The 14833-nt window shown below is 71.7% G+C and carries 15 protein-coding genes; 7 read left to right on the top strand and 8 right to left on the bottom strand.

Translation table 11 applies throughout. From position 1 onward, the window contains the following. Positions 1-84: 84 nt before the first annotated feature. From ACFY93_RS07040 to ACFY93_RS07060, 5 genes are all read right to left on the bottom strand, one after another. The gene (locus ACFY93_RS07040) at positions 85-1083 is read right to left on the bottom strand and encodes a substrate-binding domain-containing protein (RefSeq protein ID WP_391354305.1); all 999 of its coding nucleotides are present in this window, start codon (positions 1081-1083) and stop codon (positions 85-87) included. A 71-nt stretch (positions 1084-1154) separates the two neighbouring features. After that, the gene (locus tag ACFY93_RS07045) at positions 1155-1970 is read right to left on the bottom strand and encodes an ABC transporter permease subunit (RefSeq protein ID WP_391354307.1); all 816 of its coding nucleotides are present in this window, start codon (positions 1968-1970) and stop codon (positions 1155-1157) included. Positions 1971-1980: 10 nt separating this feature from the next. Continuing rightward, entirely contained in the window at positions 1981-2871 is an 891-nt protein-coding gene (locus tag ACFY93_RS07050; protein WP_391354308.1) for an ABC transporter permease subunit, read from the bottom strand. A gap of 10 nt (positions 2872-2881) precedes the next feature. Further along, positions 2882-4096 (bottom strand): extracellular solute-binding protein, encoded by a 1215-nt coding sequence (locus ACFY93_RS07055; protein WP_391354309.1) that lies wholly within the window; start codon positions 4094-4096, stop codon positions 2882-2884. A 39-nt stretch (positions 4097-4135) separates the two neighbouring features. Then, a complete protein-coding gene (locus ACFY93_RS07060; RefSeq protein WP_391354310.1) occupies positions 4136-5173 on the bottom strand; it encodes an ATP-binding cassette domain-containing protein in 1038 nt (345 codons plus the stop codon). A gap of 116 nt (positions 5174-5289) precedes the next feature. On the opposite strand from ACFY93_RS07060, the gene ACFY93_RS07065 reads away from it, so the two are divergent. Continuing rightward, on the top strand, positions 5290-6039 hold the full coding sequence (locus ACFY93_RS07065; RefSeq protein WP_391354312.1) for a GntR family transcriptional regulator: 750 nt from the start codon (positions 5290-5292) through the stop codon (positions 6037-6039). 10 nt (positions 6040-6049) lie between these two features. On the opposite strand, the gene ACFY93_RS07070 is transcribed toward ACFY93_RS07065, so the two are convergent. Beyond that, a complete protein-coding gene (locus ACFY93_RS07070) occupies positions 6050-6706 on the bottom strand; it encodes a hypothetical protein (RefSeq protein ID WP_391354314.1) in 657 nt (218 codons plus the stop codon). 219 nt (positions 6707-6925) lie between these two features. Between ACFY93_RS07070 and ACFY93_RS07075 the strand changes: the two genes are divergently transcribed. From ACFY93_RS07075 to ACFY93_RS07095, 5 genes are all read left to right on the top strand, one after another. Then, entirely contained in the window at positions 6926-7582 is a 657-nt protein-coding gene (locus tag ACFY93_RS07075; RefSeq protein WP_391354316.1) for a helix-turn-helix domain-containing protein, read from the top strand. A 32-nt stretch (positions 7583-7614) separates the two neighbouring features. Further along, positions 7615-8145, top strand: coding sequence for a toxin-antitoxin system, toxin component (locus tag ACFY93_RS07080; protein WP_391354785.1), 531 nt, complete (start codon positions 7615-7617; stop codon positions 8143-8145). Between the two features lie 12 nt (positions 8146-8157). Beyond that, positions 8158-9366: an MAB_1171c family putative transporter gene (locus tag ACFY93_RS07085; RefSeq protein ID WP_391354318.1), complete on the top strand. Its 1209-nt coding sequence runs from the start codon at positions 8158-8160 to the stop codon at positions 9364-9366. After that, positions 9350-10789, top strand: coding sequence for an FAD-dependent monooxygenase (locus ACFY93_RS07090; RefSeq protein WP_391354320.1), 1440 nt, complete (start codon positions 9350-9352; stop codon positions 10787-10789). Before ACFY93_RS07085 ends, ACFY93_RS07090 begins: the two co-directional genes overlap by 17 nt. A gap of 198 nt (positions 10790-10987) precedes the next feature. After that, positions 10988-11215 (top strand): hypothetical protein, encoded by a 228-nt coding sequence (locus ACFY93_RS07095; protein WP_391354322.1) that lies wholly within the window; start codon positions 10988-10990, stop codon positions 11213-11215. On the opposite strand, the gene ACFY93_RS07100 is transcribed toward ACFY93_RS07095, so the two are convergent. Together ACFY93_RS07100 and ACFY93_RS07105 are read right to left on the bottom strand one after the other, a co-directional pair. Beyond that, positions 11212-11934: a 4'-phosphopantetheinyl transferase superfamily protein gene (locus tag ACFY93_RS07100; protein WP_391354323.1), complete on the bottom strand. Its 723-nt coding sequence runs from the start codon at positions 11932-11934 to the stop codon at positions 11212-11214. The genes ACFY93_RS07095 and ACFY93_RS07100 overlap by 4 nt on opposite strands. Continuing rightward, positions 11931-12791: a metallophosphoesterase gene (locus ACFY93_RS07105; RefSeq protein ID WP_391354324.1), complete on the bottom strand. Its 861-nt coding sequence runs from the start codon at positions 12789-12791 to the stop codon at positions 11931-11933. The genes ACFY93_RS07100 and ACFY93_RS07105 overlap by 4 nt, the downstream gene beginning before the upstream one ends. Positions 12792-13057: 266 nt before the next feature. Between ACFY93_RS07105 and ACFY93_RS07110 the strand changes: the two genes are divergently transcribed. Continuing rightward, positions 13058-14746 (top strand): carbohydrate binding domain-containing protein, encoded by a 1689-nt coding sequence (locus ACFY93_RS07110; protein ID WP_391354325.1) that lies wholly within the window; start codon positions 13058-13060, stop codon positions 14744-14746. Positions 14747-14833 lie beyond the last annotated feature (87 nt).

The following is a 14833-nucleotide window of genomic DNA, read 5'->3' on the forward strand; positions in this document are numbered from 1 at the left end:
CGCGTGAAGTCTGTAATTATTTGACAGTCGTCGCGGACGGCCCGAACCGGGACCGCGCGGCCCCGGCACCCGCCGGGGCCCGCCTCACTTCCTGGGCGCCTGGGCGGTGGAGCCCCGGACCACCAACTCGGGCTCGAACAAGAGCTCCTCGGGAGTGACGCTGCTGCCGCCGATCTGGGTGTTCAGCAATTCGACGGCGGCACGGCCCATGGCCTCGATGGGCTGGCGGACCGTGCTCAGCGGGGGTTCGGTGCAGTTCATGAACGCCGAGTCGTCGTATCCGACGACGGACACCTCGGACGGTACGGCGAGGCCCTTGCGGCGAGCCGCCCGTACGGCGCCGAGGGCGAGCGGGTCGCTGGCGCAGATGATGCCGGTCACTCCGCGCTCCAGCAGCCGGGTGGCCGCCGCCTGCCCGCCCTCCAGGGAGAACATGGCCCGGGCCACGTGCTCGTCGGGCAGGCCGGGGGCGAGCGCGCGGGCCGCGGCGAGCTTGCGCTGCGAGGGCATGTGGTCGCCGGGTCCCAGCACCAGCCCGATGCGTTCGTGACCGAGGGAGGCGAGGTGGCGCCACGCCTGTCCGACGGCGACGGCGTCGTCGCAGGAGACGCAGGGGAAGCCCAGGTGCTCGATGGCCGCGTTGACCAGGACCACCGGAATCTTGCGGTCCGCGAGGCGGCGGTAGTGGTCGTGCGGCGCGTCGGCCTGCGCGTAGAGCCCGCCGGCGAACACCACCCCCGACACCTGCTGCTGCAGCAGCAGGTCGACGTAGTCGGCCTCGGAGACGCCGCCCTTGGTCTGGGTGCACAGCACCGGGGTGAGGCCCATCTGGGCGAGCGCGCCGCCGATCACCTCGGCGAACGCCGGGAAGATGGGGTTCTGCAGCTCGGGCAGGACGAGGCCCACGAGCCGGGCGCGCTCTCCGCGCAGCTGCGTGGGCCTCTCGTAGCCGAGGACGTCGAGCGCCGAGAGGACCGCCTGCCGGGTGGACTGGGAGACCCCGGGCTTGCCGTTGAGCACCCGGCTGACGGTGGCCTCGCTGACCCCGACCTTCTTCGCCACCTGAGCAAGTCGTCGCGTCATGCGCGCAAGAATAGCGCAAGATATGCAAGCAGCTTGCGTAACCCTGACGGGCGACGGTGGTGGCGCCGTTGCTAGATCCTGCTTCCGGTGGCCGTGTCGGCGGACATCCGCTGGGCCGCGTAGATCGGCACGACGGAGATCAGCACGAGTACGGCGGCCACCACGCTGACCACGGGTGCCTGCTGGGGGCGGGTCATGTTGTTGAAGATCCAGATGGGCAGGGTCTCGACGCCCGGTCCCGCCGTGAAGGTGGTCACCACGATCTCGTCGAAGGAGAGCGCGAACGCGAGCAGTCCGCCGGCCACCAGCGCGGAGCGCACCAGCGGGAAGGTGACGTCGACGAAGGCGCGGAAGGTGTGCGCGCCGAGGTCCATGGCCGCCTCCTCGTACGTGCCCGAGGTGCGGCGGAGCCGGGCGACGACGTTGTTGAAGACGACGACGATGCAGAAGGTGGCGTGGCCGACGACCACGGTGAACATGCCGAGGCCGACACCCAGCGGCTCCAGGACCGTGCTGAACGCGGAGTTGAGCGCGATGCCGGTGACGATGCCGGGCAGGGCGATCGGCAGGACGACGACGAACGAGACCGCCTCGCGCCCGAAGAACCGGTACCGGGCGACGGCGAAGGCGATCAGCGTGCCGAGGACCAGGGCGATGGCGGTCGCGCCGAGGCCCGCCTTGACGGAGACCCACAGGGCCGAGCGGGCGCCCTCGCTCTCCCAGGCGACCGACCACCAGTGGGTGGTGAGGCCGGGCGGCGGCCAGCTCGCGCTGCGGTCGGGGTTGAAGGAGTTCAGCAGGACGAGCCCGAGCGGGACGTAGATGATCGCGAAGCCGAGCCCGGCGGCGACGCGCAGCGCGATGCGCGCGGAACGGGAGAGTTGCACGGCGGGCTCCTCAGAGGCTGCTCAGTGCGCCGGTGCGGCGCATCGCGAGCAGGTAGAGCACGATGACGACGACGGGCACGGTGCCGAGCGCGGCGGCCATGGGCAGGTTGAGTTCGATGTTCGAGTAGACGACGTTGCCGATCAGCTGGGTCTTGCCGCCCACGATCTGCACGGTGATGTAGTCGCCGAGGCTGAGCGAGAAGGTGAAGACGGAGCCGGCGGCGACGGACGGCAGGACGACCGGCAGGATCACGGACCGGAAGGTGCGCGCGGCGCGGGCGCCGAGGTCGGCCGAGGCGTCGAGGAGGTTGGCCGGCAGCTGTTCGAGGGCCGTGTGGATCGGCAGGATCATGTACGGCAGCCACAGGTAGGTCAGTGCGATGACGGTCGCGGGCAGCCCGTACCCGGGCCCGTCGAGACCGAAGGGCGCCAGCATCCAGTCGGCGAGGCCGCCCTCGGAGAGGATCAGCCGCCAGGCGTACACCTTGACGAGGTAGCTGGCCCACAGCGGCGTGAGGATCGCGACCACCAGGAGCGGGCGCCGGCTCGGCTTGGCGACGCGGGCGGTGTAGAAGGCGACGGGGAAGGCGATCAGCGCGCACACAGCGGTGACGGCGAGGGCCACGCCGACGCTGCGCAGGATCACCTGCCGGTAGACGGGGGTGGTGAACAGCGTCTCGAAGTTGTCGGTCGACCACACCTTCACCACCTCTGAGGTGAAGGAGTTCGTCGTCCAGAACGCGGAGACGAACAGGACGGCCAGCGAGCCGAGGTAGAGCACGGCCAGCCACAGCAGGGGGGCCGTCAGCAGCAGGGACAGCCGCAGCCGTGGCCGGCGGTGCAGGGTCCCGGCGAGCCGCCGGACGCGGGAGCGTCCGGCGGCCTGCGCGGTGTGGGTCATGGTCGGTCACTCAGCCCTTGATCTCGGTCCAGGCCTGGACCCACTTGGCGTACGGCACGCACTTGACGTCGGTGCGGCCGTCGAGGCACGCCTCGATCGGCGTGTTCCAGAAGGCGATGTCCTTCCAGTACTTCTCGTCGGTGGCGTGGTAGGTGTCGCACCACGTCTTGTCGGCGGTCTCGTCGCACGCCTTGACGTTGGACGGGGCCTCACCGAAGTACTCGGCGACCTGGGCGTTGGCCTTCGGGGAGACGATCCAGTCCATCCACTTGTAGGCGCAGTTGGGGTGCTTGGCCTTGGCGGAGAGCATCCAGGTGTCGGACCAGCCGGTGGATCCCTCCTGCGGGACGACGGCCTTGACCTTGGCGCCCTCGCTCTCGGCGAGGTTGGCGATGACCTGCCAGGTGGTGCCGACCACGGAGTCGCCGCTCTTGAAGGCGGAGACCTCCTTCAGGTAGTCGCTCCAGTACTCGCCGACGTTGCCGTTCTGCTTCTTCAGCAGGTCGACGGCCGCGTCGAACTGCTTCTGGTCGAGCGCGTAGGGGTCCTTGATCTTCAGCTCGGGCTTGGTGTCCTTGAGGTACAGGGCGGCGTCCGCGATGTAGATCGGCGAGTCGTACGCGGTGACCTTGCCCTTGTGCTTGCCCGCGTCGTCGAAGACGGCGGCCCACGAGGTGGGGGCGGGCGAGACCTTCTCGGTGTTGAACATGAGCAGGTTGGCGCCGCGGCCGTGCGGGATGCCGTACGCCTGGCCGTCGACCGAGTTCCAGGGCTGCTTCTTGAGCCCGATGAACACGTCCTTGTAGTTGGGCACCAGGTCGGTGTTGACCGGGGCCGCGTCGCCGGAGGCTATGAGGCGCAGCGACGCGTCGCCGGACGCGGAGACGGCGTCGTACTGGCCCGTCTTCATCAGCTTGACCATCTCGTCGGAGCTGGCCGCCACCTTGGAGTTGACCTGGCAGCCGGTCTGCTTCTCGAAGTCGCTGACCCAGTCGACCTTCGGGTCGTTGGAGCCGTCCTCGACGTATCCGGCCCAGTTGATCAGGTTGACCTGGCCCTCGGTCTTGCCGAGCTTCGACTGCGCCTTGAGGTCCGGCGGGTTGAGGCCGGTGGCCGACGATCCGGAGTCGCCCGAGTCGGACGATCCGCAGGCGGTGGCCGCGAGCAGCACCGCGACGGTGGCTGCGGCCTGGATGGTTCGGTTGAGGCGCACGACGTTCTCCATACGTGATGGCGGGGGTTTCGAGCCGACGGTTTCGGGGGGTCAGCTCGGGTCGGGGACCCGGAAGGAGTGGCGACGGTGCCACTGCAGCCGGACCCTGGCGCCGCGATAGGCGGCGACGTCCTCGGAGGAGGTCTCCAGGTTCTGCTGGAGCGCGGTCAGGCGCCCTCCCGCGTCGAGGTCCACCAGGAAGCGGGTGGCGTCGCCCAGATAGACGACCTCGACGACGGTGCCGGTCGCGGTGGAGTGCTCCGGCTCGTCCGCGGGGGCGGACTCCTTCAGGACCCGGATCTTCTCGGGCCTGATGCTGTAGGTTCCCGTGGCGCCGACGACCCGCTGGGCCGCCTCGCCCGCGAGCAGGTTCGAGGTGCCGACGAAGGAGGCGACGAACGCGGTGGCGGGGCGTTCGTAGATCTCGGCGGGGGCGCCGACCTGCTCGATACGGCCCTCGTTGAAGACGGCGATGCGGTCGCTCATCGTCAGGGCCTCCTCCTGGTCGTGCGTGACGAACACGAAGGTGATGCCGACCTCGCGCTGGATCGCCTTCAGCTCGACCTGCATCTGCTCGCGGAGCTTGAGGTCGAGGGCGCCGAGGGGTTCGTCGAGGAGCAGGACGCGGGGGCGCCCGACGAGGGCGCGGGCGAGGGCGACGCGCTGCCGCTGGCCGCCGGAGAGCTGACCGGGGCGCCGCCTGCCGAAGTTCTCGAGGCGGACGCCGGCGAGCGCCTCGCGGGCCTGTGCCAGCCGTTTGGCCCTGGGGACGCCGCGCACCTTGAGTCCGTAGGCGACGTTCTGCTCCACGGTCATGTGCGGGAAGAGGGCGTAGTCCTGGAAGACCGTGTGCACGTCCCGTTCGAAGGGGGCGAGTCCGGTGACCTCCTGGCCGGCGAGTTCGATCCGGCCGGCGGTGGGGCTCTCGAAGCCGGCGATCATCCGCAGGACGGTCGTCTTGCCGGAGCCGGACGGGCCGAGCATCGAGAAGAACTCCCCGTCGGCTATCTCCAGGTCCACCCCGGCCACGGCCGTGGTGTCACCGAACGCTTTCCGCAGGCCCTGGAGCCGGATCGCTGTTGCCTCCATGGGCGGGAACCTCTCTCATGCACGCGTACGTTGAATGAAAAGATATGAAGTCATAGTTCAAAGCTCAAGTCCCCCTTAGGGTAAAGATTGAGTCAACGCACGAGGTGGTGGCCGTGATGCAACGTATGAGCGGGGCCCGCAGCGCCGTCTTCCTCCCGGTGGACAGCCGCGCCCGGGTGGAGACGGTCGTCCGCAGGCTCGGCGACGCGATCGAGCTCGGGCTCCTCGCCGACGGGGAACAGCTGCCCGGCGAGAGCGAGCTGGCCGGACAGCTGGGGGTGTCCACCGTGACGCTCCGCGAGGCGCTGATGGCACTGCGGCAGCAGGGTCTGGTCATCACCCGCAGGGGGCGGGGCGGCGGCAGCTTCGTGTCACTCCCCGAGGTCCCGGGCGAGGAGCGGCTCAAGGCCCGGCTGGTCGGCTGGAGCACCGAGGAGCTGCGCGACCTCGGCGACCACTGGGCCGCCGTGTCGGGCGCGGCCGCCCGGCTCGCCGCACAGCGTACGGAGCCGCAGGATCTCCAGCAACTGGGGCGCACGCCGGAGGAGTTGGCCTCGGCCGAGGACGCGGCGGCGCGCAGCCGGGTGTACGGGCGGTTCCATGTGGAGCTGGCCGCCGCCGCGCAGTCCGCCCGGCTCACGCGCGAGCAGATCGCGCTGCAGACGGAGGTGGGGGCCCTGCTGTGCCTGGTGCTCGCCGACGACGCCTACCGCGAGGAGGTGGCGGCCAGGCACCGCTCGGTCGTGGCGGCGGTGCGGGAGGGGGACGACGAGACGGCCCGGGCGCTGGCCGAGCGGTGCGTGGGAGGCTCGACGGCGCGGCTCATCGCCCTGAGGATCGCCCTGCCCGGCGCCCCTCCCGTCTGAGTCGGCCGGCTCAGACCACCCTGAGGTGCGCGGCGGTGCGGCGGGGGCGGTGCGCCCGGCGCGGCGGTCCGGCCGGACGGCGGGTCTCCCGCAGCACCAGCGTCATCCGCGTGTAGCCCATGTCGCGCAGGGACTTCGGGGTCTCGTCGACGACGCGGCAGTCGGTACGGCCCCAGCGCGGATCGGGGTGCAGCAGCGGGCGTACGGACCCGTCGTGCTCGACGGCGTCCGGGCCGACGGCGCGGATCCAGTGCGGCAGGCCCTGCCGGTAGGCGGCCTCCATGAGGGGTTCCTGGGCGATGTCCCGGCGGATCGACTGGAGCCCGCCGTCCTGGCCGTGCCGCTCCACCGCCTCGGCGAAGTGGGCGAGCATCGGCAGGCACCAGCTGGACTCGTGGTCGCCGAGGACCGTGCCCGCGTCGGGGTGGAACAGGACGAAGCGGAGGAAGTTGTCGCCCGGCATCGCCGTCGGGTGCGGGCCGACCGCACCGAAAAGTGTCTCGAACGCGACGTTCGACAGGACGACGTCCCAGCGCCGGTCGAAGACGACGGAGGGGAACGGCACGGACTCCAGAAGCGTGGCGTAGTCCTGGAGATACGCCTGGGCTTCGGGACTCTCGGGAGCGGGCCGCGGCGCCGACCGCTGCCCTCCTGCCTGATACGCCATCGGGAGGTCACCCCTCTTGCCTATGCGGCCTTCACGCGGCGCCCCGATCCTGATACCCACCACGGAGCCGTGTCAACTATCGTGGCATTTGGCGTCTGTTGAAGGCTGAATCTCGCCACAGTTGTGGCGAGACCTGGCTGTGGGTTCGAGGCAGCGGTTAGTCTCCGGGAGGTTGGGGAGAGCTGAGAACGGCCTGAGAAAGACGTAGGAGATCTGTCCGTGACGGAGGGCTTCGAGGTTCCGGACGCCGCGGCGACGGTACTGCTGCCGGCCGTCGTCGCCCGGGTGAGCGCGCTCGCCGACCGGCTCGGCGTGGACCACGGCGAGGTCTTCGACGTCCAGCGGCTGTCCGTCGCCTCCGGCGTCCCCGAGGCGGTCGTGAAGGCGCTGCTCGGCGGCCGCCCCGCCGGGGAACCGGACCTGCAGGCCCGGTTCCTGCAGCGCCTCGACCTGCTGCGCCGCACCCGCCTCAAGCCCAACGGACGCAGATACACCCAGCAGGAGATCGCCGACGGCGCGGGCATGTCCCGTCAGCAGGCCGGCGCCCTCATCAACGGCGACCGGCGCCCCACGATGGAGCACTGCGACGCCATCCAGCGCTTCTTCCGGGTGCACGCCGGCTTCCTCACCGCGGAGGACTCCGAGGCGCTGGTGGGCGCCCTCCACCACGGCGAGCAGGAACTCCTCCAGCGGCTCGCCGACCGCGAGCGCGAGGCGGCCCTGGCCGCCGCCGACCCACTGGAGCGGCTGCTGCAGGACCACGGCGTCCGCGGGATCGCCTGGCGGGCCGCTCAGCTGCCCACCGACCAGCACCGCGACAAGGTCGCCGAGTGGCTGGACATGCTCCTGGAGAACGTCAAGCGGCCCGAGTCGTGACCCGGGGGAGAACTGTGGGCATCGGAAGGAACATGCGCCGTCTGTGCGGCGAGCTGGTCGCGGAGCTGTCGCTCCCGGCACCGGCGGAACCCGCCGACCTGTACGCCGCCCTGTGCGGCGCCATGAGCAGACGCCGGGGCCGCCCCGTCCAGTACCGCACGGCCGCGTTCCCGCCCGGGACGGCCAGCGGGCTCTGGCTCGACATGGCCGACCAGGACCTCGTCGTCATCGAGGAGCGCACCGCACCCGACCACCAGCTGGTCATCCTCGGCCACGAGCTGTGGCACATGAAGGCCGGGCACTGCGGCCACCACGTCGAGGGCGCCGCCGTGGCCGCCCGGCTGCTGACGGACGGCGCGGACCTCCAGGCGACCGTCCTGAAGGTGGCCGCCCGCACCCGCTTCGACCTCACCGACGAGAAGGAGGCCGAGAGCTTCGGCCTGCTGCTCGCCAGCAAGTGCCGTACGTGGCTGGCGGGTTCGTCGACGCGCCGGCCCGTCCGGCGGGACGGTGTGGCGGGCCGTATCGAGGCGTCCCTCGGCTACCGGGGGCCGCAGGGCTGAGGCCCGGGAGACATGGACGGTTCCAGCTACTACATACCGGCGGCCGCCATGGCGGTCGCGCTCGCCGTCAAGGCGCCCGCGCTGCTGCGCTCCCGGCGCGACCCTCTGCAGCGGTCGGTGTGCGCGCTGCTCGCGCTGGCCGGGCTGGTGTTCTTCTTCGCGGCCCCGCCGACCATCGCCCAGGTCAACGACCTCACCGGCATCACCAACTTCTCGGCGCCGCTGGTCTACTGCCTGCTGAGCGCCTTCAGCGCCTCCTGCCTGGTGCTGATCGTCAACTGGCGGGGCGGACCCGGCGAGGCGACCCGGCGTCTGACGGCGCGGATCGTCACCGGGTACAGCGCGGTGGTCGTCGCCCTTGTGGTGCTGTTCGCACTCGGCGACACCCCGGTCGAGCGGCTGCGCGACCTCGACACGTACTACGCGAACACGCCGTTCGTCCGCGAGATGATCGTGCTCTATCTCGCGGCCCTCACCGTCGCGGGCGTCGCGATGAACGTCATGTGCCTGCGCTGGGCGCTCCAGGTGGGCGGCTGGCTGCGCGCCGGGCTGCTGATCATCGTCGTCGGCTACCTGTTCAACCTGGCCTATCTGACGACCAAGTTCACCGCCGTGATCGCCCGGTGGAACGGCGGGAACCTCGACGACCTCAGTACGTACGTGGCGCCCGTGCTGGCCTCCGCCGGGGCCCAGGTCAGCGCCGTCGGCTTCTGCCTGCCGCTCGCCTGCCAGCGCCTCGGGGACACCTGGTCCACCTGGTCGACGTACCGCCGGCTGGGGCCGCTGTGGCGGGAGCTGCGGCCGGTCTCCGCGCACCAGGGGCGCGCGGTGCGGATCTCCTGGTGGTCGCCCGCCGGACTCCGGGTGACCCAGCGCGAGTCCGACATCCACGACGGGATGCTGGGCCTCCACCCGTACTTCGACGCCGCGGTCCGCGCCCGCGCCCACGACGCGGCCGTCACCGCCGGCTCCACCCCCGAACAGGCGCGGGCCGAGGCCGACGCCGCGATGGTGACGGCGGCGATCCGGGCCAGGGCCGACGACCCGGAGGGCAGGGTCATCAGCGCGGCGGAGGCGGACACCGCCCCGCCGGCCACCGCAGAGGGGCCACGCGATCTCGTGCGCATCTCCCTCGCCCTACATCAGTCACCCGTCGTCGCGGCCGTCCGAGGGCAGGCCCCGACCAGGCCAGAGAGCGACTTCCATGAGCCAACCCGATAGCCGCCGCCATGACCCGGCGGGCCGCCGTGCCGTCGTGATCGGCGGTGGCTGCGCCGGAATGCTGACGGCCGCGGCGCTGCGCGCGTACGCCGACGTCACCGTCGTCGAGCGCGACGCCCTGCCCGAGGGGCCCGAGCCCCGCAAGGGACTCCCGCAGGCCCGGCACGTGCACGTCCTGTGGTCGGGCGGCGCCCGCGCGGTCGAGGAGCTGGTGCCCGGGGTGACCGACGTCCTGCTCGCGGCCGGCGCCCGGCGGGTGCCGCTGCCGACGGGCCTGGTCTCCATGCAGGCGCAGGGCTGGCTGCGGCGCTGGCCCGAGATGCAGTTCATGATCGCCTCCACCCGTGACCTGCTGGACTGGGCCGTACGGGAGCGTGTCGCCGGCAGTCCGCGCGTCACCGTCCTGCAGCGCACCGAGCTGCTCGGCCTGGAGGGCGACGCCTCCCGGGTGACGGGCGTACGGGTCCGCACTCCCGAGGGCGAGGAGCGCGTGCTGGAGGCCGACCTGGTCGTGGACGCGTCGGGACGCGGCTCGCGCGCCACCGCCTGGCTGGACGGGCTGGGCGTTCCCGCCGCACCGCTCGAGGAGGTGGACTCGGGGCTCGTCTACGCCAGCCGGGTCTTCCGTGCGCCGCCGGGCACCGAGGACTTCCCGGTGGTCAACGTGCAGTCGGACGCCACCCGTCCGGTGCCCGGGCGGACGACGACGATCGTGCCCGTGGAGGGCGGCCGCTGGCTGGTCACGCTGTCGGGCACGCGGGGCGGCGAACCCACGGGCGTCGTCGAGGAGTTCGAGCGGTTCGCGCGCGACGTCAGACATCCCGTGGTGGGCGAGCTGATCGCCCACGCCGAACCGCTCTGCGACCCGGTGGTCACCCGCAGCACGGTCAACCGGCGCCGCTTCTTCGAGAAGGTACGGGACTGGCCCGACGGGTTCGTGGTCATCGGGGACTCGGTCGCCACGTACAACCCGGTCTACGGGCACGGGATGTCGGTGGCCGCGCAGGGAGTGGTGGCGCTGCGCGACCACGTGGCCGAGCACGGGATCGCGGCGCCGGGGCTCGCCCGGCGGGCCCAGCGTGCCGTGTGCCGTCCCGTGGCCACCGCGTGGAAGCTGGCGACGAGCACGGACATCCTCTATCCGGGGGCGATCGGCAAGCAGCCCGGGCCGGCGGACAGGCTGCTCGGCCGGTACGTCAACCGCATGATGCGCACGGCCACCGGGCGTCCGCTGGTCACCAAGGCGTTCCTCGACGTGGTCACCCTCTCCGCGCCGGTCACCGCCCTGCTGCGGCCCGACACCTTCATCGCCGTGCTGCGCGGCCCCGGCCGGCCCCGGCTGACACAGCCGCCGCTGACCGAGAGCGAGCACGAGACGGTGCTCAGGGCGCCGGGGCACTCGGGTTCGCGTACGGGAGGCTGAGAGGCGCGGCGGCGGCGCGGACCGCCTCCCCCGGGAGCCGCGGGGCGTCACGCGCGGCTGCGCCGAGCGGGCGAACACCGGCTCGCGGGAACCCGATTGTCAGTGGCGGACGGCAAGCTGGAGACGTGCCACCGGTGCCCCGGTGGCACGTGCACCGCACCGACCGCTTCGACAAGCCGATCCGGGGAGAGCCGTCCGATGCCGACCGCCGTACTCACCGACCATGAACGCAGCGCCGTCCAGGCCTACTTGCGCCTCCTGCAGAGCGTGCGGGCGTCCTTCGACGGTCCGCCGGACGGCCGCCTGCCGTTCGTCGTGCCGCCCTCCGCGCTAGCGGAGGCGGAGCGGGCCCTGTCGGCGGCCGGACTCGCGGGCAACGAGGAGGCGTTCTTCCGCCTGCTGCGCGGCTGGCTCCCGGAGCGCTAGGGCGTGTCCACAAGGCCGTGGGGGACGGCTATCGCGGTCGCCACGATGCCCCGCCGTACGGTCCAGCGGCCGTCGAAGCCGGTGATCCGGCGTCCGCCCACCAGGGGCCCGGGGACCAGGAGTTCGGCGCGGAAGCCGCCGTACGGCGCGGGGCGCGGCTCCCCCGCGGCGGAGGCGGGGCCGGGACCGGCGAAGACGTCGATGTCGGCCTCCGCGAAGTCCAGCCACTTGCCGGTCAGCGGGAACCACGCCTTGTAGACGGCCTCCTTGGCGCTGAACAGCAGCCGGTCCCAGTGCACGGCGGGCCGCCCGGCCGCCAGCCGGCGCAGCCGGTCCGCCTCCGTCGGGAGGGCCACGGAGGCGAGGACACCCTCCGGGAGCGGGGCGTGCGGTTCGGCGTCGATGCCGACGGAGGCGAGGTCGGTGAGACGGACCAGCGCGGCGGCGCAGTAGCCCTCGCAGTGCGTCATGCTGCCCCCGAGTCCCTCCGGCCACCGCGGCGCTCCCCGCTCGCCGGGCAGGACGGGCTGCGCGGGCACGCCGAGCTTCTCCATGGCGCGGCGGGCACAGGAGCGCACGGCGGTGAACTCGCGGCGGCGCTTGTCCACGGCCCGCGCCATCAGCGCCTCTTCCTCGGGATACAGGCGCGCGTCGGCCGCCTGGTCGTCGCCGTACGCCTCGACGGTCACGACCGACTCCGGGAGCAGGTCCTCGATCACCGGGCCCCGACCTCCGCCGGCAGGACGCGGCGCGGTGTTCCCGGCGGTGTGGACCGCTTGCGCCACTCCCGGGGATAGCCCACGGAGACCTCCTCGAAGCGGACGCCCTCGTGCACGGTGCTGCGCGGGATGTGCAGATGACCGTAGACCATGACCTCGGCGCGGAACCGGCGGTGCCAGTCCGCGGTGAGGCCGGTGCCGCACCACATGGCGAACTCGGGGTAGCGCAGGATGTCCGTGGGGTGCCGGTCCAGCGGGTAGTGGTTGACGAGGACGGTGGGCAGGTCGCCGGGGAGCCCGGCGAGACGGCGTTCGGTCTCGGCGATCCGGGCACGGCACCAGGCGTCACGGCTCGGATAGGGATCCGGGTGCAGCATGAACTCGTCGGTGCACACGACCCCGGTCTCGTGGGCGTAGGCCAGGCCCTGTTCCGGGGTGACGCAGCCCTGCGGCAGGAACGAGTAGTCGTACAGGGTGAACAGGGGCGCGACGACGACGGGGCCGCCCCCGCCCTCCCACACCGGGTACGGGTCCTCGGGGGTCGTCACGCCCAACTCCCGGCACAGGGCGACGAGATGCTCGTAGCGGGCGACTCCGCGCAGTCGGACGGCGTCCGAGGGGTGGGTCCACAACTCGTGGTTGCCGGGGGTCCAGACGACCTTGGCGAAGCGTGCGGAGAGGGTCTCCAGGGCCCAGCGGATGTCGGCGACGGTCTCGGCGACGTCCCCCGCGACCAGCAGCCAGTCGTCGTCGGACTCGGGGCGCATCTTCTCGACGAGGTCCCGGTTCTCGGCGTATCCGATGTGCAGGTCACTGATGGCCAGCAGGTTTCCGCGGCGGCCGGCCGTCGAGTCCACTGTCGCCCCTTCCAAGAACACGAATGGGTCAACAAGAGCACATCCGCACCCCCCGGACAAGGGACTTCCCCGTGCACAGGGGTGTCCCAGGGGGCCGGACCCACAACCGGTCTGGACCAATTCACGCGCAGCGTCTTGACATGTGCATTGGTCCACACCAACTTGGTGGCGCACCGCTCGGGCACCCCTGCCCCATCCCCGGACACGGCCTCCGGACCGCACTCCCGGCGGCCGCTCCCGAAACCCCCACTCCCCAGGGAGATCGCGTGCGCATCACACCTTCGAGGCGTCCAAGACGCCGTCTTCTCGCCCTGCTCGGTTCCGCCGCGCTGGCGCTGACCGGGGCGGTCGCCCTCCCCGGCACCGCCCACGCCGCCAACGTCCTGTCCAATCCCGGCTTCGAGTCGGGCGGCCTGTCCCCCTGGTCCTGCGCCGGCGGCACCGGCTCGGTCGTGTCCAGCCCCGTGCACAGCGGCTCCAGAGCGTTGGCGGGGGCGGCCAGTTCGAGCGACATCGCCAAGTGCTCGCAGAACGTGGCGGTCAAGCCGAACACCACGTACAGCCTGTCCGGCTGGGTCCGCGGCAGCTACGTCTACCTGGGCGTGGACGGCGGCGCCTCGACGTGGGCCACCTCCCCCTCCGCGTACAGCAAGCTGACCGTGTCCTTCACGACCGGAGCCTCGCAGACCAGCGCCACGATCTACACCCACGGCTGGTACGCGCAGGGCACCTACTACGCCGACGACGTCGTCCTGGACGGCCCCGGCGGCGACGGGGGTTCGGACTCCCAGGCCCCGACGGCGCCCTCCGGTCTGAAGAGCACCGGGAAGACGTCGTCCAGCGTCTCCCTGTCCTGGAACGCGTCGAGCGACAACGTGGGCGTCACCGGCTACGACGTCTACAGCGGCTCCCACCAGGTGCTCAGCGTGTCCGGCACGAGCGCGACGGTCGGCGGGCTGTCCGCGAGCACCGGCTACACGTTCACCGTGAAGGCGCGGGACGCGGCCGGCAACACCTCAGGGGCCTCCAACTCCGTGAGCGTGACGACGGACGCGGGCGGCGGCACCGGCACCGGTTTCAAGCAGGCCGCGCCCTATCTGTACCTGGGCTGGGGCAATCCGCCGAGCGCCACCTCGGTGATGAACGCGACCGGGATCAAGTGGTACACCATGGCGTTCATGCTCGACCAGGGCGGCTGCAACCCGGCCTGGGACGGCAGCCGGCCGCTGACCGGCGGCAACGACCAGAGTGTCATCAACTCCATCCGCTCCGCGGGCGGTGACGTCGTGCCCTCGTTCGGCGGCTGGTCGGGCAGCAAGCTCGGCGCCAACTGCTCGTCGGCGGGCGCCCTGGCGGGCGCGCTGCAGAAGGTGATCGACGCCTACGGCCTCAAGGCGATCGACATGGACGTCGAGAACTCCGACGAGTTCGAGAACGCCGCCGTCCAGGACCGCATCCTGACCGCGCTGAAGACCGTCAAGGCCAACAATCCCGGGCTGCGGACGATCGTCACCTTCGGCACCTCGACGACCGGCCCGAACTACTGGGGCAACCGGCTCATCGAGCAGGCGAAGGCGCTGGACGCGGGCATCGACGTCTTCACGATCATGCCGTTCGACTTCGGCGGCGGTTCCGACATGTACGGCAGCACGGTCAACGCCGCCGAGGGCCTCAAGGCCAAGCTCAAGTCGACCTTCGGCTGGGACGACGCGACGGCGTACGCGCACCTGGGGATCTCCGGGATGAACGGCCTCTCCGACCAGCAGGAGAACACCACCACCGCGATCTGGACGCAGATCCGCGACTGGTCGAACACCCACCACATCGCCCGGCTCGCCTTCTGGTCGGTCAACCGCGACCGGCCCTGCCCCGGCGGCGGCGTGGTGAGCGACTGCTCCGGCATCAGCCAGAGCGACTGGCAGTTCACCTCCATCACGGCCGGTTTCACCGGCTGACCGCCCCGACGGGTCGCGCCGGCCGGGCGGAACGGCCGGTGCGGCCCCGTCGCGCCACGGCCGGCGTGACCGGCCGAGCCCTGCCGG

The organism is Streptomyces sp. NPDC008313, from assembly GCF_042956125.1.
Lineage (GTDB): Bacteria > Actinomycetota > Actinomycetes > Streptomycetales > Streptomycetaceae > Streptomyces.